Source organism: Streptococcus sp. CP1998 (assembly GCF_041026655.1).
GTDB lineage: Bacteria > Bacillota > Bacilli > Lactobacillales > Streptococcaceae > Streptococcus > Streptococcus dentalis.
Genome location: NZ_CP163380.1, coordinates 1,065,669 through 1,087,060, shown reverse-complemented (window position 1 = coordinate 1,087,060; position 21,392 = coordinate 1,065,669). Strand labels below are relative to the sequence as shown.

The window sequence follows — 21,392 nt, the reverse complement described above, 5'->3', positions numbered from 1 at the left end:
TCTCCTTTTATTGAAGTCGTTGAACACGTTTTAATTTACGTGATGGGTCCCATTGGAAATCGATAAATTGAATACTTGGGAGAATGAATTGTTTTTGCTGAGCTAAGAGTTCAAATTGAGCAAAGATTGCTTGCTCCATAGACTCTGTCCGGTGACTCAAGGCAATGGTAATGGATCCATCTGCCAACTGAGTTACTTGATAGTCCTGAATATTTTCGACAAAGAGAATGCACCGTCGAATAAAATCCGGATAGATCATTTGGGTACTGCCATCTTCTTTTTTGAAATAGAAGATATCATCCGATCGTCCTTCGATCTTTGCGATTCGAGTAAAGACGGAACCACAAGGACAAGGAGACTTATCTTCCACCAAAATATCATTGAGGCGATAGCGATAGATCGGTTGACTGGTCCGTTTGAAATCCGTAATAATCGGATAAAAGCGGCTATCATCTAGATACTCTTTTTCGACATACAAAATATCTTCGTTGAGATGTAGATTGCCTTCTGAACAGGTACAAGCTAAAAATCCCTCTGTCGCTTGGTAGACCTGATCAACCTTGTCTAGTTGAAAGGCTTTGGCGATTGTCTGAGCATCTCGATCTTCTAGGATCTCTGCGACAGAAACAACCTTGACGGGTTGGATCGCAAGTTGATGATTGCTGACAAAGTTAGACAACTCAATCAAGGTGGAAGCTGGTGCGACCACAATGGTTGGTTGATAATCTTTGAGACGCTCTAAATGCTCCTTGCTATCCTTGAAAATATCAAAATATTCCAAACGGATAAGGCCTGAATTAATGGTTTGATAGAGTTCGTTATCCGCTCGTAAGAAAAAGGCAATGCGATGACCAAACAGGTTTCCTTTCGGTAGCATCTTGGCTAGAATTGCTGCAGCCCACATACTTCTTTCTTTTTCTGTGGTGACAAAAACTCCTCGGTGACCAGAAGTCCCAGAAGATAAGCCTACTGCTACTTCTCCATTCATCTCAGTAAAATCTCGCGTCTGTTCTCCGCGAATTGCCATCTCTAAAGCCTGATCTCGATCCACTCCCAGGGTATTGAGTTCATTGAAATGTGTCATCATGAAGGTTTTATCCATGGTTCCAAAGGATTCGGGAGAATGAGTCTGGAAATAGGGAGATTGAGAGGTGATAAAAGCATGGTAGCGTGCTAATTGCTTATCTTGGTATCGCTTCAAGGCCTCCTTTGAACGGAATCGATGGCACCATCTGGTTTCAATAAAGGTTTTCAGAAAGACTGTTTTTTTCATTTAAAATCCTTTCAATCCGATCTTGCGGGTCGTGGCTGACCACAACTTGAATGCCATCTTGCAAGAGTGTTTCCAGCAAATCAGCTCCTTTTAAATAAGCCTTCTTATCATCCTGAACCAAGGAAGGAATGAGACGCATTTGCCGTGTGAAAGGCAAGAGGTCTACTCCCCAAGAAAGATCTGCTCCGATGAAGAGTTTGAGCTCATCCAAATAAAGACAACCTTGCCCTCTCGCATGCCCATCGATAGATGATACAAGAATGCTCCCATCACCAAAAAGATCCGCAGTTGGGCGATAGGGGAAAGTAGGATGCCTTTGATCTGCTTTGAGACAAGTCACCCGATCTTTGAAATCAGCTGGCAAAAACTCTTTAAAAATCAGATCTTTTAATTTCGGTTTTTGGTACACCTCATAGACTTCCTGGGTGACAAAGAAATGAGCATTTGGGAAAAGTGCTGCTCCGCCGAGATGGTCAGGGTGTAAATGCGAAAGAATCACATAAGTAATTTCTGCTGGATTAATTCCGCGCTCTCGCAATAAATAATCGATCTGGTCTTCTTTTTTCATCTGCATTGGGGTGGCTAGACGGTACCAGAAATATCGAGCTTTTTTCTTAATCTCGTAGTGATAACCGGTATCGTACAAAATATAGCCTTTTTCACGATGGTGAATCAAAAAGACACCTGCTGGGAATTGCATTTTTTCATTCGGAATCCCTTTAAATAAGAGACCAGAATGACTGCTACAATAGCCTGCTGGAAAATAATCAATGTGCTTGATCATGTTGGACATAGTTGTCAATCCCTTCTTCAATGGTCATTTTTGGATAGTAGCCAAGTTCGGTTTGGGCCTTTTGAATATCGAGGGTTTGGCTATATCGAAGGAGATAATAGGTATAGCGAGTCAATGGGGGTTCAGCTTTCAGATGAAAGAATCGATACACCCCTTCAAGGCTATAGGCCGCACCTGCTACTAGACCCGCTGGAAGTTTCCGATAGCGAATCGGCTCTCCCAATCCCTTTAGTGTGGTTTCGATCAAATACTTAAAGGTCTTTGGTTCCCCATTTGTAATATTATATACTTGTCCGTGTGCTTCTTTTGCTTCCAAAGCCAAGCGAATGGCCAAGGCAACATTTTCCACACAGGTCATATCCATGAGCTGCTCTCCCCCTCGAATCAAAGGAATTCCAATTTTTCGACTGAGGCGTAAGACACGAGGCAAAATGCTGGTATCCCCCACACCAAATAATCCTCTAGGACGCAAGATGATACTTGGCACATCTGGATAGTCGGGAAATAGTTTTTCAGACGCCAATTTACTTCGGATGTAATTGTTGAGGTGATTTTCTGTTGGAGCATCGCTTTCCTTGATGTTTAATTGGTCTTTTCCAGCCGCATAAATACTAGGAGAAGAGACATAAACCAAGCGTTTTACCGCATATTCACGGCACAAATCAAGGACATTTTGAGTACCAACTACATTAGCCTGATAGAAGGCCTTCCAAGGTCCCCAGGCAGTGGATAAAGCTCCTGCATGAACCACAGCATCAACAGACTGAAAGGCTTGTCTTAATTCCTCAATAGAGCTCAAATCCCCTTTGATAAATTGGACGCGCTCACTTTCCAGAGCCTTGCCAATTTTTTCGTTTCGGCCAAAGGCTACAATGGTATAATCGTGAGCCAACAACTCATCGATCACATATTTTCCAAGGAAGCCAGTCGCACCTGTTACAAGAATTTTCATAGTTTCCCATCCGTTCCACGTCTTAATAATCGTTGAATCTCAAACTCCAAGGTATCCAACGGCTTGTAGGTTTTTAAAAGTTTGTTTAGTCTTTCTAACTTTTCCCAAGATTCTTTTTCTAATAGGGCATTGAAACTTGCTTGAATCTCTTCGGTGCGATTGCGATGTGCTTGAAAAGCAATTCCTGCTTCTACTCCTCGAATCGCATAGTCAAATTGGTCATAATCATGTGGTAAGATCAAGGCTGGTTTCTTAAATTCGATACACTGATAAAAGATTCCAGCTCCTCCATGGTGAATAACATAGTCCATCTGTGGAATGTATTCTTTGTAGGGCAGATAAGAGACGACCGTCACATTTGGTGCTACTTCTTCTTCAGAGAATTCCTTTGCCCCATCTCCTAGAGTGACAAAAAAGTGACATTCTGGATGCTCTTTGGCCAACTGCTTAGTTTGCTCTAGCAAGTTCTCTTTTGCCCAAGGCAACTGGGTTCCACAAGTCACGAGGACCTTCGTCTTGTCCTCGTAAGGACTGAGATCTAAAGGATAATCTTCTGCTTTTTCAAGAGAGGTTCCTAAAGGGCCCATCCAAGCATATTGATGAGGGAAATGTGTCTTCAACTCTAGCTCCATCATACCAATTCCAAAGATGGCATAAGGAGAGTAAATAGACTCTACTCCATTTTGATTGTACAACTTGAAATTGTAACGTTTTAAGCGTTTTCGTAAGAGGAAAGCCACGCAGTATTTCCCAATACGCGTCAGTTTACGACATAGTGCTTGGATCTTCTCTTCCTTCTTCGTGCGCGCGATTCCCATCCCTCCGAAGAAGCAAGGAGGGCCATAAGGAGTTTCGATTGCAAATTGGGTTGCCATGGTGGTGATCCAAGGGATTTCTAACTCTTCTGCTACAAAGCCAGCTGATAGAGTGATAAAATCAGCAATGACAATATCCGGACGATTGACGCGCCACTCCTCTAGCAATTGATCCGATACATGATTAATCAAATCAAGACTCTTGGACAATTGCCGATAAGCTGAAAAGAGATTGTGTTTCTTATCGTTATTCGCCGCACGTTCAAACTCTTCTACTTTGTCCTCTAGAATTGGAACGACCGTGAAGCCGAGACTTTCTGCAACGGCCTTTTTCTGAGGTCCTGTGAAAACCCGAATCTCCATCGAAGGATCATCTAACAAGGGTTTAACGAGATTTAAAGTTGGGTACAGATGCCCACTCAAAGGAACAGCTACCACATCGATTTTAATTTTTTTCATTTTTTTCCTGCCTTATATCTCTTATTAAGCTTTAAAACCTGCTTCTATCTATTAATTCGTAAAAAAAATCAAAAATTGAAGAAAAAATAAAATTTTTTTTTAAATTTTTCAATGTTGCCTTTACTATCACTATTTAGAAAGAATGACTTCAACCTAAAAAAGCTCCCAAATGCCAAAGAGATTGAGTCTCTCAAACATTTGAAGAGTTTTCTATTTTTACAATTTGCGAGCTTAGTTATTTTCCAAATAAAATTCGAACCGCTCGCCGACATACTGACTTTTTACATACTCAAAAGCCGTCCCATCTTCAAAATAGGAAACCTGTGTCAGACCTAAAATAGCTTGTCCTTTTGAAATCTGTAAATAGTCCGCAATCTTATCTTTGGCCAATCGCGCATAGATGGTCTGGTGCGACTTTCCAATCTTATAGCCATGACGCTCCAAGGTTTGGAAGAAATGGCTGGTAACCTCTTCGCGATTGAAATTCTTAATAAATTTCTGTGGAATAGAGGCCACTTCATAAACAACAGGGATCCCGTCAGCATACCGGACCCGTTCCATCCGAATGATGGTCTCTGTCTTATCGATGCCCAATTTGTCCACTTCTTGGAGGCTAGGAATGGTTTTCCGATAAGAAATCACTTGGCTAGAAGGTTTCTTGCCTTGCGATTTCATAATTTCTGTAAAACTGGTTGTGCCCCGCATTTTTTCTTGGACGCGCGTGCTGGTGATAAAGGTACCACTTCCTACTCGTCTTTCAAGCACTCCTTCTTCAACCAGAAGGGTAATAGCCTGCCTCAGCGTCATCCTACTCACCTGAAATTTCTCAGCTAGATCGCGTTCGCTGGGAAGACGTTCCCCGATTTTCCATATTTTTTGATCAATCTCAGACTTAATCTGATCATGAATTTGAATGTAAGCTGGAATCATAACTTTGCTCTTTCTCTATGTTATCTCTATTGTAGCGTAAAATTCCTAATTCTTCAATCAGAGATTGGTAAAGACAAGGCTTTTGTGTTAGAATAGAGAAAAGTAAATTTCTTTAAGAAGGGGATAAGATGACAAACCTATCAACTGATTTGCATGATGTTGAAAAAATCATCGTGCTTGACTACGGTAGCCAGTACAATCAGCTTATTTCACGGCGTATTCGTGAAATTGGTGTCTTCTCAGAGTTGAAGAGCCATAAGATTTCTGCTGATGAAGTTCGTGCAATCAATCCAGTTGGGATCGTTCTTTCAGGTGGACCAAACTCTGTATACGAGGAAGGTTCTTTTGATATCGATCCTGAAATTTTTGAACTCGGTATTCCAATCCTTGGAATCTGTTACGGGATGCAATTGTTGACCCATAAATTGGGTGGGAAGGTCGTTCCTGCAGGTGATGCTGGTAACCGCGAATATGGTCAATCTGAACTGACTTTGACAGAATCTTCTGCTCTTTTTGCCGGCACACCAGACAAACAATTGGTCTTGATGAGCCACGGAGATGCTGTTACAGAAATTCCGTCTGACTTTATCCGCACTGGTACTTCCGCTGACTGTCCATTTGCATCGATTGAAAATCCAGACAAGAAAATCTACGGAATCCAATTCCACCCTGAGGTTCGTCACTCTGTTCACGGTTATGACATCTTGCGTAACTTTGCCTTGAACATCTGTGGGGCTAAAGGTGACTGGACCATGGACAACTTCATTGACATGCAGATCAAAAAAATCCGTGAAACTGTCGGAGACAAACGTGTCCTTCTTGGTCTTTCAGGTGGTGTTGACTCTTCTGTTGTTGGGGTTCTCCTTCAAAAAGCCATCGGCGATCAATTGATCTGTATCTTTGTAGACCACGGTCTTCTTCGTAAAGGCGAAGCCGATCAAGTGATGGATATGCTTGGTGGCAAGTTTGGTTTGAACATCGTCAAAGCAGATGCTGCAAAACGTTTCCTTGATAAGTTAGCTGGTGTATCTGATCCTGAGAAAAAACGGAAGATCATCGGTAATGAATTTGTTTATGTCTTTGATGATGAAGCAAGTAAACTCAAAGATGTGAAATTCTTGGCACAAGGAACTCTCTACACTGACGTGATCGAGTCTGGTACGGATACTGCTCAAACCATCAAGTCTCACCACAATGTGGGTGGACTTCCAGAAGATATCCAGTTTGAACTGATCGAGCCACTGAACACTCTTTATAAAGATGAAGTTCGTGCCCTTGGTACAGAGCTTGGTATGCCAGACCACATCGTATGGCGCCAACCATTCCCAGGACCAGGTCTTGCCATCCGTGTTATGGGAGAAATCACTGAAGAAAAACTCGAAACCGTTCGTGAATCAGACGCTATCCTCCGTGAAGAAATCGCCAAAGCTGGTCTTGACCGCGATATCTGGCAATACTTCACTGTTAACACAGGCGTTCGTTCCGTAGGTGTTATGGGTGACGGTCGTACTTATGACTATACCATCGCTATCCGTGCCATCACTTCTATCGACGGAATGACAGCTGACTTTGCTAAGATTCCATGGGAAGTACTCCAAAAAATCTCAGTTCGTATCGTAAACGAAGTTGACCACGTCAACCGCATCGTCTATGATATTACAAGTAAACCACCTGCAACTGTTGAGTGGGAGTAGAGTAAGTTATTCAAAAAAAACGCTTGAAATCAATGATTTCAGCGTTTTTTTTTTCTTTATAGCACCAATTTAGCACCAAAAACTATTTTTCAATATCTAAATCTAAAATCTTTTTAACAGTTTCAGTACTCTCTTTATACATACCCTTCTTTGATTCTCTAACAATTCTGATATAATCACTATCATCTTCATCTAATTCGTAAACTCGGTATAAATCATTTTTATACTCAAATTCACAACTTAACTCTTTGTTCTGATTCATATCAACCTCATAAAATCATGTTCTTATTTATATATTTATTATAAAACTTCCTACTTTTTTTGCAAATTACTCGGATTTTAGATTTATTTTTCCTTTCACCATATCTGGTGTAAACTTCGATGTTATTTCATATTCAATTGTTCTAGGAACATTTTTAAATAATAGTTTAGAAGGAAATGCCATTGAAGTGTTATGTTTTAAGTACTTAATATCAAACCTTAAAATATCAGATTCTGGTTTATCAAAATATCTGTATATAAATATATCGTTTAATGAATCTTTATAATATTCTTTTTGGTCTTCATAACTAAATGTTCTAGTATATGTTAGAAGTGGAGAAACATTTATTTCTGCTGACCGGAAAGAGGGTTGCTGAGGATAATCATATGCACAAACCGAATCAGTTTCACTAATTTCAAATAGTATTTCTTCTATTTTAATTTCCTGTACTTTCTCTATTATATTTTCCCCTGGATATAATAGGTCATCATGTTTTAAAAGACAACCTTTAGGTACAATTAGTTTAATATCAATATCTTCATCATATGACTTACCTATATTAGAAACCATTAACTCTATATATTCAATGTTATCCATGAATGTAAAATATTCCGTGTATTCATTGAACGACACTATTTCCCAGTATAATTCTTTTAATAAAGAAAATCGGTTCCTTTCTTCATCGGTTCCAATATACGAAGTCGCACTTTTTCCGAAAGGCGTTGGCATTTGAAGTTTATTTTTTTTCAAATTTCCTAAACACCAGAATTTCTCATGTAGTTTGATTTCCTCTTTGATAGCAAAGTCGTTTATGAGTTTTTTAAAATCATCACTAATAGTCACATCATCAGCTATTTTAGAAAGAAGATTAACGTTATCTTCTTCATTTATAGAAAGAGTCAACTTTTTAGTATTATTATCTACTTTAGTTGTAACCTCAGAAATAACAGTTTTATTTAATTCTTCAATATAGTCAATAATTTTCTTGTAGTTTTCATTTAAAAATTCTGACTTTAGTAAATTAAATTTTATAGGAACAGAACATTCGTCGGAAGATGTATTCTTATCTCTTATCGTTAAAAGAGGTTTTAATTGTTCATTTTGAAAAGTTTCTTTCTTGTCAACTAAATTTAAAAAATATAATGTTAAGTGATTTGTAAACAGTCGTTTAAATTCACTTTTGTCCTTAACTGTAAAAAATATTCCTCTATCCTTATATCTTTCTTTGAAATTTTTTACGGCAGTAAATTGCTCCTCATTTATTTCTGAAGGAGTTATAGGAATATCTAGAAAATACATAAAAACTTGTTTTTTTGCTAATAACATCTCCTCAATTTCTTCTTCCGTTCCAGAACCATACCTATCTGTTGCAGTACCAAATCTTGTCCAAAATATAGCAACAGCTGCATCACAGTCCCTAACAATTTGCTTATTTAATAATTCCTGTGGTTTATCACCCGACTCAGGAAAACTATCCGTTGACCAATGCTTGACTGATACTTGTATATTATTCAAACTACCATAAAGTTTATTAAAGTTATCAACAGCTTCTTTAATTAACTCAAGATAATCATTAACATCTCCGGGGCAAGAAATCAATAAATCGTAAACAGTCACTCTTTCTCTTGGCATCAATGCATCCTCCAATAACTTAATACAATATTACATAGTTTTACGTTTTGTATTAGATATACTTCTAAACAAAAACTGCAAATTTGACCTATTATAATTGTAAATTAAAATAACAGTAAAATCAATTCATTTACTGTTATATTATTAGTTAGAGAAATAAGATTCACTTATCTATTTACCGCAATTTAATTCTATGCTGATTCCCATTAAATTTACTCTTTCTGATATTATTATCACTTACCACTACTTTCCCAGTCATTCTAGTAGCTACTTCTTTCATTGCATTTGGTCTTAAATGAGAGTACGTTCCAAGTGTGGTCTTAATATCAGCATGTCCTAGACGATTTTGCATTTCTAAATCATTCATTCCCAGTGAGAGCATAAAGCTAACATGAGAGTGTCTTAAATCGTGGATTCTTATTGATTTTATTTTTGCGTAATTACTATGATATTTTAGAACACGTTTAAGAGTTGATTTTACCAATGGACAATCTGCTATGGAAAATACAAATTGATTTATACTTATGTAAAAAAGTATACGATTAGTATAAGGTTTTGAATTTAAAAATACTAAGGTTTTACAAAGGTAATGAAAAAACTAAAAGCCCTTAGAAACAAATTTGAGGGCTTTTGTGAGGCAAAAAAGAAGCATGACTCTCCTACAGCTATAAAGCTTTTTGGGCGGGAAAACCACACTTCTTTCGTGACTTAATTATACATCTTCTTGATTTTAAAATCAAGTAAAGGTGACCCACCGCCTCCACAGCAAGCTGCTTCATGGGCGTTAGACCACCTTTACCTTAACTTAATTATAGTCTAAATAATTAATCGACGCAAGAATTAAGGGTATACCCTTTTGGGTAGTCGAAACAGCAAAAGGAACTGACTTAGGCGCCGACCTAAAATAGGTCATTGGGTGCCAAACCAGTTCCTTTATTAATTCAATTATAACTCATTTTGACTTAAAAAACAAATAGAGGTGTCCCACCTCCTACCGCAGAATAATCTGTTTCAAGGGGAGATGGAAAGCCTCTATTTATTAACTTAATTATAACCTAAAAAACATTTAAGTACAAGAATATTGTGAAAATAAAGTAAGAGCCAGTTATGGTATAATTAAGGAGAACACTGACTGTAAAGTAAAAAACTAGAACGAAGGTATCATTATTTTAGAAATGCATTTAAGAGAGGAGTAAAGTCTATGAATTTGGAAGAAGCGTTAAAACAAGTAAACAGCTGGAATCTTAAAAAACCTGCTCCCATAATCCCTTCTGAAATGACTGACGAAGAGCTATCACATTTGAGGTTTACCACATTTTCCAAAGAAGATGAGGAGGCTATCATGGCTGAACTCAAGAAAAGAGGTCTAGCTTTGTAAACAATTAGCGCTTAGTGCATTCTAGGCGTTTATACAATCTAAACATTGAAAAGGAGGAACACATTGAGACTATGGGAATATGTAGACAAAAAAGTGCGCCTTGTTTTAGAAGATGGTACCTCCATCACTGGCAAGGTTGTTGATTGGTTTGACGGCTATGATTTAGATGGTTCTGATGAAATCGTTATAGGTGACCACTCATATCCTGAGAACATTATTAAGGAAATCAAAATTATCAGTGCTTAGTACATTCTAGGCACTTTCACCTGCAAAAACACTATGGAAAAGGATTTAGATTTATATGGCAATATTAGATGATTTACAAGCGTTATACGATAATGGTTGGGATGCCTCTTTTGATTATAATGGTCAAGCTTGTGGGATTTTCATTAATTCTATTCATGATATTGTAGTGGTTATTGGAGATAAAGAATACCAGGTATCGTCATTCAATGATCTGATTTCTTTAAAAATTGGTGGTAATACTTTAATAAATATTATGGATGGTATTGAAGTACAGTATTATTAAAATAAAAAGCACCTATAACAGATGCTATTTACTTGTTTATTAAACACATCACTTTAATTAACCTTTTAGTTACCCTTTATGTTTTCTCTACTTTTTTATAAAATGAACTTTGGTAGAAAACAGGTCAAAAAACAGAGCAGGCTTAGGCCTGTTTTTATACACCTTTTAATTCGTCACTTATCAATTTTCCCCAACTCTCTCAACCGTTCCTGTCCCAACTTCAACATCTCTTCCTCCACCTTACTCCATTTTCCAAATAGGCATTCGTGTAGAACTTCTGCTGCTGAGATTTGATCTACTTGCGAATCATAAACACACGATTGATCTCTTTGATAAATTTGAATTTGATTAAAAATTTTGTCATTTTCTAACTCTCGTAAGTTATCAACTAAATGTTCTACAATTCCATCATGGTGCTCTTTGGGAGTCCCTCTAGCTTGACTAGGGTCTATAGCATAGAGCTCTTCATAACGTATCAAGGTACTGAGATAGGACAATTCTGGCTTGGTCGCAATCAGTGCAAGTAAGACTTTATATCCTCTAGTTTCCAATAATTGGGCCGTTTTTCTAGGAACTTCTGTTGTTCTCAAGGTACCCTCGATTAACAAATGATAACCTTGTTTACTCAATTCATCTACGAGATATTCAACCATTTTTCCCGCAAACACTTTGGTATAATCCACACTATCTTTGCCATACTTTTCCTGTAGGCCAAGGTAGTTCGGATGAAAAGAGCGATAACTATCCCCATCAATAATAATGATATTGCCTTGAAATTCCCTTTGTTTCACACGATGAATCGTTGTCTTACCAGCACCACTCTGTCCACCGAGCAAAATAGCTTTAGGCTGAGATGAGGTTGTTTTCCCACGAGTTAAAGAACGAACGAGTCGTTTGGATGCTCGTTCAAAATCATCTTGACTAAATTCTTCTAGTTTCATTAAGCCACCACTAGATGACCAGCTTGTTCTAGCATACGTTCAATGCCATCCAAATAGCCATTATATCGCTCTACATCCTCAAAAGTTGCAACAAGATAAATCTTCGTGTTAATCAAATCAGAAAGATCGTCGCTCATTAGAACCCAAGGATTAGAAGTATCGTCAAATGCAATTCCTTGTTCATCTTGAAAACGATAAAGTTGCGCTAAGATATTCGCCCCTCGTTCTTTAATCACTTCAATTTTCAGAGTTAACTGATAATCTTCTACTGGTGTGAGCATTTTTTCCTCCCCTACAATATCGATATAGGAAACATTAAATTTTTTGCAGATACGATCGATTAATTCTGTCGAAACTGAACTTGTCCCATTTTCATAACGACTCAGGCTATTTCGAGAGATACCAACAATCTTTGCAAACTCAGGCTGGGTTAATTTATGTGTTTTACGTAACGTTTTTATATTTTCTCCAATCATGTAACTCCTCCTTTTATTTATTTCTATTATAGCACAAAAAATAAAAACGCACCAAAAATGGTGCGTTTTTATCCAGCTCTAGCTGAATGAAATAATTCATCTGTTACATTGTTGGCAAACCAATCATCAAAAAAAGTTAAAGGATAAAGATATGAAAATCACTTTTAGCAATCCTAAAAATGTCTTATAAAATATAAGAATCATTAAACACACGAAAGCACTCTGACTTCTTGTCAAGAGTGCTTTCCTGCTATTTTTAGCCAACTAAACCACTAAAGAATTTGACAATGGCATTCCAGATGGCTCCGAAGAAGCCGGCAATGGCATTCCACGCATTTGTGAAGAAGTTTCCACTGTCTTTTAGAATAGCATTTGTATCAAAATTGAGATTGATATTATTAAAAGTATCGCCTGCCTTGTCTACGATACTATCTTTCAGATCCGACAAGGTTTTAGTAAAGCTTTTGCTACTGATAACGCTACTCTTTGAAAGATTCACAGCGAAATTCACGATCAAATTGATCTGATTACCTGTGACAGTTGTATCCAGCTTATAATTTTTCAGGGTTTCTTCGACGATCTTTCGAATATCATCTTTGCTTAAATCCTGATTGTTCTGTTTGGCATTGGCTACTGCTGTTTTAATGTCGGTCAATGCGACGTTTAACTTATCCGCATCGAAGTTTTTCTTTCCCGCGTTCTCTTCATTGATCCCGGATAGAGTCGTTAACTCTTCTTGGGCCAGATCTTTGCTTTCTTGAGAAACTTTGGCACCATTTTTTTCAAGCGAGTAATAGATCCCGGCTAAGGCACTTTCTCCGGTCACTTGGATAGGGGAAGCTACTGTAATTTGAGCATGCTCTAATCCAAGTGTAACGGCTGCATTACGATACATATCTGCAGTGACCTTGGTGATGTTTTGAGGTGTCACGATATTGACTTCTAGTGGCTTATTCTTACCTAATTTTTGAATTTTAACAGAGGAATAAAGTTCCAAACTATCATCGTTGGCAACGTTCATAATCGAAGAATAAACCTCTGGTGTCATGGTCTTCCATTCCTCTTTATCTTTTGAACCATCGTAGTTCAAGAGACTCAAGGTTTGTTCGATTTGACTTTGGTCCAGCGAATAGCCCAAAACATAGTCTGGCTTGACATAGGTTTCATCAATGACTTTCTGCACATTGCTATCTGCAGAAACACGTGGGACAGCTGTAAACAAAGCCAAAGTCGTCGTTACAAACAATGCAATCTTCTTTAATTTCATCTTTTTCTTCTTTCTAATTCAAATCAACTCTGGGCATCTCATATTACCTTTCTCACCTCACTAGAGATGAAAAAAGAAGTAAATAAATAGTTTACCCACTTCGATTTTCATTATACAGTTGATTTCTTAAAACTAGCTTACAGTTTTTTTAAGAATGCATGACATTTTTATTTTCCCCAAAGAAACTGGATCAACAGCTTATCTACTATTGGATTTTCATGAAGTTGGCTGTGCTGGGCACCTTTGCCATCAATCTTTTCTTCACGGTAGCTTTTTGCGCGCTCTGCTACTAAGTAACGAAGGGCTTTCGAAGAAACATTGAGAACCGATCCATCCGTCTCTCCACCGATATCACCATAGATATTCAGCACATCGATTTGATTTTCAGGATAGACTTCCCGAAGAGCTAAAAGATGCTGGTACTGCTCATTCATTGCGGAGGGTTTACCAGTTTGCGTATCTAGAGTCAACCCCTGGGGTAGGTTCATCCCTTCGATTCCAGCAACATGGTTTGCAATGGCGACCTGCTTGATAATTTTTGGTAAATTCTCATCACTTCCATGTTCCAGAAGATAATATAAGACAGACATATTTCCCATAGAATGAGCGACAAGGTTCATCTCTTTAAAATGATAGGTCTCTTGAAGCTTTTTGACCACCTGATAGGCATAATTGCTGATGACTTTTGGATCTGGCGTGCGATTGTTTTGGTATTCCACTTTGATTATTGGATTGACTGCGCCTTTTGGAATGGTCCCTGTCAGCCTTACCTGCCCATCATCAGCCACGTTTGCAGTGATGACGGTTTGTGTCACCCCTGCTTTTTTTGCCGCATCTGTCATGTGTTTTTCTGCATTGGCACTCGATCCATAACCATGAAAAAATAAGGTAGGACGACTACTTTGTAGGTAATTCGTGTGGTCCAGCTGCGTTTTTTGTTGATACTTCCCAAAAAATGCGATACATAGGAGAATCAACCCCAAAAGCAGTCCGTAGAATGATTTTTTGTTCAATAGGAACTCCTCAAGATAATTTAAAACTAACTAGTATTTTATCATAGCTATTCAATGATTTCAAAATATTGAGAATGAAAGACCCAAAATACACAAAAGATCGTACGACTAAGGAGAAAGATAAGAGGCCGGACTACTTGTCTGACCTCTGAATTGATTGATTAAAACCATGAAAATAACTTCATAATCGTCATATTGGTTTCTACTAAACGGGAATAATAAATATTGCCCCCATTAATGTAGAGTTCCATCCCGTTTAAAAGAGAGATAGGGTGGAGGTAAAGATAAGTTTCACCGGTTACATTGCCAAGACTTGGCGCTACTACATCCCGTGAATAAGCGCGGGCCAACTCTAGGGAATTTGTTCCACCGTGTTTTGCGACGTAATCGATGTAGTCTTTACCGAAATTATAGGCTTGAACCGCAGTCCAGCCATCAACGCCTTTTTTCTTGGCTTCTTTTAACTCATCTGAAAGAGTTTGAATTCCTTGGCGAATGCTGGCCTTATTATCACTAATAGTATTGGTCTCTCCACTTGCACTCTCACTCGCCTGCATGACATCGTCCTCACGGCCTTTGGTCTCCGTATAGATCATAGCAAGAATGAGATTTTCATTGGCCGTGGTGTCCTCTTCAGCAAGGACTTCTCTAACCAGGGAGCGGTACTGCATGACTTGTTTGACATCATGGTGGATCTGAACCCCCTTGTAGATTCCAAATATTAGTAAGATGAATAAGAAGATCTTCACTATACGTTTAATCATTATTTACTCTGTATATCCTCAATATTTTTGATCAAAATAGAATAGGTCCCGTTCTCGTTTAGAATAAATTCAACAGATTCTGCATCTTCATAGACATTATTCGGAACGATCAGTTCAATTCCATTTGACAATGACAATTTCTGATTTTCGAACTTCTTCAACTGGCGACTTGCATCAATTTCTTCAAAGGTGACAGGCTCTGGTACAGCTTCTTTAACTTGGTCAATGAAACTGAGGCGAGCTGTCAGATTATCATCGAAGAGATCATCCGCTAATTTCTCAGGAGAGAGTTTATTTTCTTCCTCAATATGGTTAAAAATAGCTGATTTAACCTTTGATTGAAATTGAAAATCATCTGTGTTAAAGCTTTCCGCAATCTTTTGGGCTGTTTTTTCCAGTGCCTTGATCGATTTTTTAGGAGAGATCTTGGGTTGCGCCTGCAACAGATTCTCAGAAAAATAGTTCAAGAACGTCCCATTGTACTTGATTCGTTTTTCAATCAAGTGGTATTTGCGACTTTGAAGATTGATGACCAAAGCTTCATCTGCACCAGTTCCAAAACCAGGTAGATTATTTTGCGTTAGCTTGATCGGATTGTCCACTTCACCGCCAAGATGCGTCAGGGTTTCTCGTAAGGCGATTCGAAGAAAGGCAAAATGGTCCACCCCTTCTTTTGAGAATTGAATGAACACCAAATCGTTGGTCTTTTGATTCTCAGAGACGACAAATTCTTCCTTCCAGCGATTGGCTACTGCGACTGAAGTTTCTAATAGGTCATCTGAAATCATCTCAAGAAAAGGATTGTCCTCTTCGAAAATACCGGTCCTGGCTTCATCGGAGTAGACCCGTTCAATCTTCTTACGCAAGTATTCTTCGATTTTAGGCGTGATATTGAGAAATTTATCTGCTAGATAGAGATCGGTATCGTCTGGACTAAATTGATGAATGATGGCTTTTTTTACGTAAATATCCATAAGATGGTTTAGTCCTCGTAAAGTGGAAAGGCGTCTGTCAAGGCTTTGACTTGGCTACGCACTTCGTCTAATACTTCTTGCTTGTCCGCATTTTTCAGCGCTTTGATCATAAGTTCAGCAACGGTGCGACTTTCTTTTTCACCAAAACCACGAGCGGTGATGGCTGCTGCACCAATCCGAATCCCACTGGTCTTAAATGGAGACAAGGTTTCATAAGGAATAGAGTTCTTGTTGAGGGTAATATTGACTTCATCCAACAAGTTTTGCGCCACTTTTCCGTTTTCAACGACTTTAGTGACGTCAACAAGGAAAAGGTGGTTCTCTGTTCCGCCTGAAATGACACGGAAATCAGGATCTTGCAAGAAGACATCAGCCATGGCCTGACTGTTCTTAATTACGTTAGCTGCATACTCTTTAAAAGCAGGATCCAAGGCTTCTTTGAATGCGACAGCTTTGGCTGCAATGACATGCTCCAACGGTCCTCCTTGAATACCAGGGAAAATAGCAGAGTTAATTTTCTTAGCTAATTCCTCGTCATTGGTCAAGATTAGGCCTCCACGAGGTCCACGAAGGGTCTTGTGAGTGGTCGTTGTCGTGATATGTGCATAAGGAACTGGACTTGGATGTAGACCTGCTGCTACGAGACCAGCAATATGGGCCATATCAACCATGAGCTTAGCTCCTACTGCATCTGCAATCTCACGGAATTTTGAGAAATCAATGATATGAGAGTAGGCTGAGGCACCAGCGACGATGAGTTTTGGCTTCACTTCTTGGGCTTGTTTTAAGATGGCGTCAAAATCCAAGAGCTCTGTTTCAGGATCTACACTATAAGACACAAAGTTATAGGTTTGACCAGAGAAGCTCACAGAAGCTCCGTGCGTCAAATGTCCACCGGCAGCTAGATCCATTCCCATAACAGTATCACCAGGCTCAATCAAGGCCATATAGGCAGCACAGTTTGCCTGACTTCCTGAATGCGGTTGAACGTTGGCAAATTTAGCACCAAAGATTTCTTTGGCCCGTTCGATCGCGAGACTTTCGACCACATCGACCACATCTGTCCCGCCATAGTAACGACGACCAGGATAGCCTTCGGCATATTTATTGGTCAGAATAGACCCTTGAGCAGCCATCACTGCCTTAGAGACGACATTTTCAGAAGCAATCAACTCAATATTGTTTTGTTGACGCTCTTCTTCTTTAGCGATCGCATTCCATAGGTCTGCATCATAGGCTTTGTAATCTTCTTTATCAAAAATCATCGGTCTACTCCTTTATAAAAAATTATTTATGTACATTATCACTGAGGAAGTTCATCATCCTCAAAAGAAAGCTCGGGCACATGTGCAAGCAAATCAGCTTTCGTTATAGATCCTTGTCGCAAAATCCTGGCCTTGGAACCAGAGATATCTAGGATAGTGGAATCTTGACCAGTCAAGAAGTCATCATCCTCTATACCAGGAACCACTTGATCAAATTCGCTTATAATAGCCTGATACTTTGTTCCACTTGCATGACCTGAAAGATTGGCCGAGGGACCAACCAAAGGACCGTATTTACGAATTAATTCCAACGTTTTTGGGTGAGCTGGAATACGGAAACCAACTGTATCCAAGCCTGAATGAATCCATTCTGGTACCTTGTCATTCTCCTGAAGGATAATAGTCAGAGGTCCTGGTAAAAATGAATCAACCAGTTTTGTTAAATAACTAGGTTGATTTTTCGAATAAAGTCGAATCGCTTTTTCATCGGCTACATTTAAATTCAGAGCCTTGTCTCTATGTCTACGTTTTAACTCGTATATATAATCGACTGCCTCTTGATTCAAAGCTTTGGCAAAAATACCATAGACTGTTTCAGTTGGCAGAATAACCGCACGTCCTGCTTCTAATTCTTTCTCAATGTGATCCATTGTCTACTACTACCATTCTATCTTGTCCAAATTGGTCTTTCAGAACGCGAACGCGTTTGTCGGGAAATGCCTCTTGAAAAAGCTCTTTTACCTTGTTCCCTTGCTTATAGCCGATTTCCAGATAGATCTTTCCGTCTGGTGTTAAAACACTTGGTGCTTGTTGGGCAATCTTTTCGTAGATGGCATATCCATCACGATCCGCAAAAAGAGCTAAGTGGGGTTCAGAGGCTAACACATTGGCTCCGACTTCTTCTACATCATCATGAGAGATATAGGGAGGGTTGGACACAATCAGGTCATAAGGACCTTCTAGTTCATCCAGTACATCTGACGACTTGAATTCAAGGACAGCTTCTAATTGCTTGGCATTTTCTTGAGCCAGGGCTAAAGCCTCTTCTGAGACATCACTAGCTTGAACCTGCCAGGTAGATCTAGCGAGGGCTAGGCTAATGGCAATGGCCCCACTTCCTGTTCCGATATCCAGAACTTGTAAGGTATCCCCATCATTTTCTTCCAGAATGAGAGCGACCAATTCTTCCGTTTCAGGTCGTGGAATCAGCACGCGCTTATCAACCGTAAAAACATGGCCACAAAATTCGGCGCTCCCAATAATATACTGGGCAGGGACGTGATGTTTCAACTGCTCAAAGATGGATAGAAGCAAGGCCTGATCCTCTACTTCCACTTCTTTTTGCAAGGCAAGGACAAAGTCTGTAAAGGTCCAGTTTTTTAAAGCACGATACGCGAAGGAGAGGCTTTCTGCTTCCTCTCCAACGGCTATTAATGCTTCTTCATACTGGGCTAATAATGGTCCCAACAACATTATTTGTTCAACTCTTCTAATTTTTGTGTTTGATCATACAAGACCAAAGCATCGACCACTTCATCTAATTTACCAGATAAGATGGTGTCCAGTTTTTGAAGGGTTAAGCCAATCCGGTGATCAGTCACACGATTTTGAGGGAAGTTGTAAGTCCGGATCCGCTCTGAACGGTCACCAGTCCCGATAGTAGACTTCCGTTCAGCGTCTTGCTCGTCTTGGGCAATCTGAGCAAAGTGGTCAGCCACACGCGCACGGATGATCTTCATGGCTTTTTCGCGGTTCTTCTGTTGGGTCCGTTCTTCCTGCATCTCAACCTTGATATTGGTTGGCAAGTGGACGATACGAACGGCTGTTGCGACCTTGTTGACGTTTTGTCCACCCGCACCAGAGGCGTGATAGATGTCAATCCGAAGGTCTTTTGGATCGATGTCGTACTCGACTTCTTCGATTTCTGGCATGACCAGAACGGTCGCTGTAGAGGTATGGACACGACCTTGGCTTTCTGTCACAGGAACCCGTTGCACCCGGTGGGCACCAGATTCATACTTGAGTTTTGAATAAACCGATTGACCAGAAACCATGGCTACCACTTCTTTGATCCCACCAACGCCATTGTAGGAAGCTTCCATGACTTCAAAGCGCCAGCCTTGGCTTTCCGCGTATTTTTGGTACATTTGTAAGAGGTCGCCAGCAAACAATTGGGCTTCGTCTCCTCCAGCTGCTCCACGGATTTCCAAGATAATGTTCTTGTCATCGTTTGGATCTTTTGGAAGAAGTAAGATCTTCAGTTTTTCTTCGTACTCTTCCTTTTCAGCCTTGGCATCTTTTAGCTCTTGCTTGGCCATTTCTTCCAAGTCCGCATCGCCGCCTGCTTCCTTAATCATTTCCTCAGCGTCAACAATGTTTTGAAGGACTTGCTTGTACTCTCGGTAGGCTGTCACCGTATCACGAGTGGAAGCCTCTTCTTTTGAAAGCTCCATAAAGCGTTTGGTATCAGAGACCACATCTGGGTCACTCAGTAATTCTCCTAACTCTTCATAACGGTCTTCTACAGCTTGTAGTTGATCATAGATATTCATGTTTGCTCCTTAATTCTTGGTTGTTAGATCATAGATTGCTACAATTTCGTCTTCTATGATTTCGCCAGTTTCTTTAAATCCATACTGGAGATAGCAAGATCTCGCTTGATTATTTTCCGGTTCATAAGATAGCCAAAGACTTGTTGCTTTTCCAGCTGGCTCTGTTCGAACAAAGTCAATGACTGCATCCATAGTCGGTTTAAAATAGCCTAAACCTTGAAATCGTTTATCGATCATAAAGCGAAATAACAAGTAATTTCCCTTGCTGATCCCAATTTTCTGGTCATAGGCAATCATAACAAAACCAACTAATACTTCCTTATCATAAACTGCTAAGGGAGCTATAAAATCACCATTTTTATCATATACATAGGCTTCAGCTAAGCTAATGGAATTGGATGCAATAAAATTCCTTTGATTTGGATGAACTTCTAGATTTAAAACGTCAAAATAATTCTCTATCGTAATATCTTTTAAACAAATAGACATTATTATCCTCTCTAAAACGTTCTAGACGCTTTCGGTTGGTATGTCTGGATTAAAATAATGCTTGCGGCAAACCGAGATATAGGTCTCGTGTCCACCGATCTGGATCTGCTCTCCATCATAGACAGGTTTACCCGCTTGGGTACGCAAGACCATGGTCGCCTTGCGGGAACAGTATTGGCAGATGGTTTTGATCTCCTCGATCTTGTCGGCTAACAAGAGGAGATGTTTGGAACCTTCAAAGAGTTCATTTCGAAAATCATTTTTGAGCCCAAATGCCATCACTGGCACATCCAGTTCATCCACGACTCTTGCCAGATCATAGACATGATGGCGTTTCAAAAACTGAGCTTCATCGATTAAGACACAGTAAGGTTTGATTGCTTGGTTTTTAATAAAGCCAAAGATATCCGTATCGTCTTCAATTGCAACGGCTTCCCGTTTCATACCGATCCGGCTAGAAACTACTCCCACTCCATCTCTGGTGTCGATTGCCGAGGTCATGATGACGACGCTCTTGCCTTGCTCTTCATAATTATGGGCCACTTTTAAGATCTCAATGGTTTTCCCTGAGTTCATGGTCCCATATTTATAATATAATTGTGCCATTTTCCTTTTGTTCTCTCTAAAATGTGTTTCATTATCATTTTACCATAATTTTGCTAAGCTTTGTATCCCAAAATGTGATAAAATAGTCCTATAAAAAATTTAGGAGGTGGCCATATGCCATTTGTACGAATTGACCTATTTGAAGGACGCACCTTGGAACAAAAGAAAGCCTTGGCCAAGGAAGTAACCGAAGCTGTTGTCCGCAATACTGGTGCTCCTCAGTCAGCTGTTCACGTCATCATTAACGATATGCCTGAAGGAACCTACTTCCCTCAAGGTGAAATGCGCACCAAATAATGGTTCCACTAAAAAACCTTTCTTGCTTGTG

At 39.4% G+C, this 21,392-nt stretch carries 24 protein-coding genes and 1 pseudogene; 5 read left to right on the top strand and 20 right to left on the bottom strand.

Features of this window, described 5'->3' with window-relative positions; genetic code table 11:
• Positions 1–7: 7 nt before the first annotated feature.
• The 5 genes from AB4X21_RS05635 to AB4X21_RS05615 form a co-directional block, all read right to left on the bottom strand.
• A complete protein-coding gene (locus AB4X21_RS05635) occupies positions 8–1,273 on the bottom strand; it encodes a F390 synthetase-related protein (RefSeq protein ID WP_369087613.1) in 1,266 nt (421 codons plus the stop codon).
• A complete protein-coding gene (locus AB4X21_RS05630; RefSeq protein ID WP_369087612.1) occupies positions 1,239–2,066 on the bottom strand; it encodes an MBL fold metallo-hydrolase in 828 nt (275 codons plus the stop codon). Before AB4X21_RS05630 ends, AB4X21_RS05635 begins: the two co-directional genes overlap by 35 nt.
• Entirely contained in the window at positions 2,041–3,018 is a 978-nt protein-coding gene (locus AB4X21_RS05625) for an NAD-dependent epimerase/dehydratase family protein (RefSeq protein WP_369087611.1), read from the bottom strand. Before AB4X21_RS05625 ends, AB4X21_RS05630 begins: the two co-directional genes overlap by 26 nt.
• Positions 3,015–4,292 (bottom strand): glycosyltransferase, encoded by a 1,278-nt coding sequence (locus AB4X21_RS05620; protein WP_369087610.1) that lies wholly within the window; start codon positions 4,290–4,292, stop codon positions 3,015–3,017. Before AB4X21_RS05620 ends, AB4X21_RS05625 begins: the two co-directional genes overlap by 4 nt.
• A gap of 231 nt (positions 4,293–4,523) precedes the next feature.
• Positions 4,524–5,222: a GntR family transcriptional regulator gene (locus AB4X21_RS05615; protein WP_369087609.1), complete on the bottom strand. Its 699-nt coding sequence runs from the start codon at positions 5,220–5,222 to the stop codon at positions 4,524–4,526.
• 128 nt (positions 5,223–5,350) lie between these two features.
• Between AB4X21_RS05615 and guaA the strand changes: the two genes are divergently transcribed.
• Positions 5,351–6,916, top strand: coding sequence for a glutamine-hydrolyzing GMP synthase (gene guaA / locus AB4X21_RS05610; RefSeq protein WP_369087608.1), 1,566 nt, complete (start codon positions 5,351–5,353; stop codon positions 6,914–6,916).
• Positions 6,917–6,998: 82 nt separating this feature from the next.
• Here the strand turns inward: guaA and AB4X21_RS05605 are convergent, their stop codons facing one another.
• The 3 genes and pseudogenes from AB4X21_RS05605 to AB4X21_RS05595 form a co-directional block, all read right to left on the bottom strand.
• A complete protein-coding gene (locus AB4X21_RS05605) occupies positions 6,999–7,178 on the bottom strand; it encodes a hypothetical protein (RefSeq protein WP_369087607.1) in 180 nt (59 codons plus the stop codon).
• A gap of 66 nt (positions 7,179–7,244) precedes the next feature.
• On the bottom strand, positions 7,245–8,810 hold the full coding sequence (locus AB4X21_RS05600) for a hypothetical protein (protein ID WP_369087606.1): 1,566 nt from the start codon (positions 8,808–8,810) through the stop codon (positions 7,245–7,247).
• Between the two features lie 175 nt (positions 8,811–8,985).
• Positions 8,986–9,324, bottom strand: a pseudogene (locus tag AB4X21_RS05595) (tyrosine-type recombinase/integrase); the annotation flags it as partial.
• A 687-nt stretch (positions 9,325–10,011) separates the two neighbouring features.
• Here AB4X21_RS05595 and AB4X21_RS05590 point away from each other — a divergent pair.
• From AB4X21_RS05590 to AB4X21_RS05580, 3 genes are all read left to right on the top strand, one after another.
• The gene (locus tag AB4X21_RS05590) at positions 10,012–10,188 is read left to right on the top strand and encodes a hypothetical protein (protein ID WP_369087605.1); all 177 of its coding nucleotides are present in this window, start codon (positions 10,012–10,014) and stop codon (positions 10,186–10,188) included.
• Between the two features lie 63 nt (positions 10,189–10,251).
• A complete protein-coding gene (locus AB4X21_RS05585; protein ID WP_369087604.1) occupies positions 10,252–10,434 on the top strand; it encodes a 4-hydroxy-3-methylbut-2-enyl diphosphate reductase in 183 nt (60 codons plus the stop codon).
• A 55-nt stretch (positions 10,435–10,489) separates the two neighbouring features.
• The gene (locus AB4X21_RS05580) at positions 10,490–10,717 is read left to right on the top strand and encodes a 16S rRNA processing protein RimM (RefSeq protein WP_155126886.1); all 228 of its coding nucleotides are present in this window, start codon (positions 10,490–10,492) and stop codon (positions 10,715–10,717) included.
• A gap of 173 nt (positions 10,718–10,890) precedes the next feature.
• Here the strand turns inward: AB4X21_RS05580 and pezT are convergent, their stop codons facing one another.
• The 12 genes from pezT to AB4X21_RS05520 form a co-directional block, all read right to left on the bottom strand.
• Entirely contained in the window at positions 10,891–11,658 is a 768-nt protein-coding gene (pezT, locus tag AB4X21_RS05575; RefSeq protein ID WP_369087603.1) for a type II toxin-antitoxin system toxin PezT, read from the bottom strand.
• The gene (gene pezA, locus AB4X21_RS05570) at positions 11,658–12,134 is read right to left on the bottom strand and encodes a type II toxin-antitoxin system antitoxin PezA (RefSeq protein WP_369087602.1); all 477 of its coding nucleotides are present in this window, start codon (positions 12,132–12,134) and stop codon (positions 11,658–11,660) included. The genes pezT and pezA overlap by 1 nt, the downstream gene beginning before the upstream one ends.
• 256 nt (positions 12,135–12,390) lie before the next feature.
• Positions 12,391–13,401: a DUF1002 domain-containing protein gene (locus AB4X21_RS05565; protein ID WP_369087601.1), complete on the bottom strand. Its 1,011-nt coding sequence runs from the start codon at positions 13,399–13,401 to the stop codon at positions 12,391–12,393.
• Between the two features lie 167 nt (positions 13,402–13,568).
• Positions 13,569–14,414: an alpha/beta hydrolase gene (locus AB4X21_RS05560; protein WP_155171830.1), complete on the bottom strand. Its 846-nt coding sequence runs from the start codon at positions 14,412–14,414 to the stop codon at positions 13,569–13,571.
• A gap of 161 nt (positions 14,415–14,575) precedes the next feature.
• On the bottom strand, positions 14,576–15,178 hold the full coding sequence (locus tag AB4X21_RS05555; protein WP_369087600.1) for a lysozyme family protein: 603 nt from the start codon (positions 15,176–15,178) through the stop codon (positions 14,576–14,578).
• Positions 15,178–16,152 (bottom strand): nucleoid-associated protein, encoded by a 975-nt coding sequence (locus AB4X21_RS05550; protein WP_023918106.1) that lies wholly within the window; start codon positions 16,150–16,152, stop codon positions 15,178–15,180. The genes AB4X21_RS05555 and AB4X21_RS05550 overlap by 1 nt, the downstream gene beginning before the upstream one ends.
• An 8-nt stretch (positions 16,153–16,160) precedes the next feature.
• Entirely contained in the window at positions 16,161–17,417 is a 1,257-nt protein-coding gene (gene glyA, locus AB4X21_RS05545) for a serine hydroxymethyltransferase (RefSeq protein ID WP_013903560.1), read from the bottom strand.
• A 38-nt stretch (positions 17,418–17,455) separates the two neighbouring features.
• Entirely contained in the window at positions 17,456–18,067 is a 612-nt protein-coding gene (locus AB4X21_RS05540; protein WP_369087599.1) for an L-threonylcarbamoyladenylate synthase, read from the bottom strand.
• On the bottom strand, positions 18,054–18,890 hold the full coding sequence (gene prmC, locus AB4X21_RS05535) for a peptide chain release factor N(5)-glutamine methyltransferase (protein ID WP_369087598.1): 837 nt from the start codon (positions 18,888–18,890) through the stop codon (positions 18,054–18,056). The genes AB4X21_RS05540 and prmC overlap by 14 nt, the downstream gene beginning before the upstream one ends.
• Positions 18,890–19,969: a peptide chain release factor 1 gene (prfA, locus tag AB4X21_RS05530; RefSeq protein WP_003007273.1), complete on the bottom strand. Its 1,080-nt coding sequence runs from the start codon at positions 19,967–19,969 to the stop codon at positions 18,890–18,892. The genes prmC and prfA overlap by 1 nt, the downstream gene beginning before the upstream one ends.
• A gap of 9 nt (positions 19,970–19,978) precedes the next feature.
• Positions 19,979–20,458, bottom strand: coding sequence for a GNAT family N-acetyltransferase (locus AB4X21_RS05525; RefSeq protein WP_369087597.1), 480 nt, complete (start codon positions 20,456–20,458; stop codon positions 19,979–19,981).
• Positions 20,459–20,479: 21 nt separating this feature from the next.
• Positions 20,480–21,064: a thymidine kinase gene (locus tag AB4X21_RS05520; RefSeq protein ID WP_003001444.1), complete on the bottom strand. Its 585-nt coding sequence runs from the start codon at positions 21,062–21,064 to the stop codon at positions 20,480–20,482.
• 114 nt (positions 21,065–21,178) lie between these two features.
• Here AB4X21_RS05520 and AB4X21_RS05515 point away from each other — a divergent pair, with 114 nt between their 5' ends.
• Positions 21,179–21,361, top strand: coding sequence for a 4-oxalocrotonate tautomerase (locus AB4X21_RS05515; RefSeq protein ID WP_001117401.1), 183 nt, complete (start codon positions 21,179–21,181; stop codon positions 21,359–21,361).
• Positions 21,362–21,392: the final 31 nt, after the last annotated feature.

Bases quoted from the DNA above. Each gene is read 5' to 3' on its own strand.
- AB4X21_RS05600 (WP_369087606.1), bottom strand. From the start codon at position 8,810: ATGCCAAGAGAAAGAGTGACTGTTTACGATTTATTGATTTCTTGCCCC.
- AB4X21_RS05635 (WP_369087613.1), bottom strand. From the start codon at position 1,273: ATGAAAAAAACAGTCTTTCTGAAAACCTTTATTGAAACCAGATGGTGC.
- AB4X21_RS05590 (WP_369087605.1), top strand. From the start codon at position 10,012: ATGAATTTGGAAGAAGCGTTAAAACAAGTAAACAGCTGGAATCTTAAA.
- AB4X21_RS05615 (WP_369087609.1), bottom strand. From the start codon at position 5,222: ATGATTCCAGCTTACATTCAAATTCATGATCAGATTAAGTCTGAGATT.
- AB4X21_RS05515 (WP_001117401.1), top strand. From the start codon at position 21,179: ATGCCATTTGTACGAATTGACCTATTTGAAGGACGCACCTTGGAACAA.
- guaA (WP_369087608.1), top strand. From the start codon at position 5,351: ATGACAAACCTATCAACTGATTTGCATGATGTTGAAAAAATCATCGTG.
- AB4X21_RS05520 (WP_003001444.1), bottom strand. From the start codon at position 21,064: ATGGCACAATTATATTATAAATATGGGACCATGAACTCAGGGAAAACC.
- AB4X21_RS05525 (WP_369087597.1), bottom strand. From the start codon at position 20,458: ATGTCTATTTGTTTAAAAGATATTACGATAGAGAATTATTTTGACGTT.
- AB4X21_RS05620 (WP_369087610.1), bottom strand. From the start codon at position 4,292: ATGAAAAAAATTAAAATCGATGTGGTAGCTGTTCCTTTGAGTGGGCAT.
- AB4X21_RS05605 (WP_369087607.1), bottom strand. From the start codon at position 7,178: ATGAATCAGAACAAAGAGTTAAGTTGTGAATTTGAGTATAAAAATGAT.
- prmC (WP_369087598.1), bottom strand. From the start codon at position 18,890: ATGTTGTTGGGACCATTATTAGCCCAGTATGAAGAAGCATTAATAGCC.
- AB4X21_RS05580 (WP_155126886.1), top strand. From the start codon at position 10,490: ATGGCAATATTAGATGATTTACAAGCGTTATACGATAATGGTTGGGAT.
- AB4X21_RS05540 (WP_369087599.1), bottom strand. From the start codon at position 18,067: ATGGATCACATTGAGAAAGAATTAGAAGCAGGACGTGCGGTTATTCTG.
- AB4X21_RS05550 (WP_023918106.1), bottom strand. From the start codon at position 16,152: ATGGATATTTACGTAAAAAAAGCCATCATTCATCAATTTAGTCCAGAC.
- glyA (WP_013903560.1), bottom strand. From the start codon at position 17,417: ATGATTTTTGATAAAGAAGATTACAAAGCCTATGATGCAGACCTATGG.
- prfA (WP_003007273.1), bottom strand. From the start codon at position 19,969: ATGAATATCTATGATCAACTACAAGCTGTAGAAGACCGTTATGAAGAG.
- AB4X21_RS05630 (WP_369087612.1), bottom strand. From the start codon at position 2,066: ATGTCCAACATGATCAAGCACATTGATTATTTTCCAGCAGGCTATTGT.
- AB4X21_RS05555 (WP_369087600.1), bottom strand. From the start codon at position 15,178: ATGATTAAACGTATAGTGAAGATCTTCTTATTCATCTTACTAATATTT.
- pezA (WP_369087602.1), bottom strand. From the start codon at position 12,134: ATGATTGGAGAAAATATAAAAACGTTACGTAAAACACATAAATTAACC.
- pezT (WP_369087603.1), bottom strand. From the start codon at position 11,658: ATGAAACTAGAAGAATTTAGTCAAGATGATTTTGAACGAGCATCCAAA.
- AB4X21_RS05625 (WP_369087611.1), bottom strand. From the start codon at position 3,018: ATGAAAATTCTTGTAACAGGTGCGACTGGCTTCCTTGGAAAATATGTG.
- AB4X21_RS05565 (WP_369087601.1), bottom strand. From the start codon at position 13,401: ATGAAATTAAAGAAGATTGCATTGTTTGTAACGACGACTTTGGCTTTG.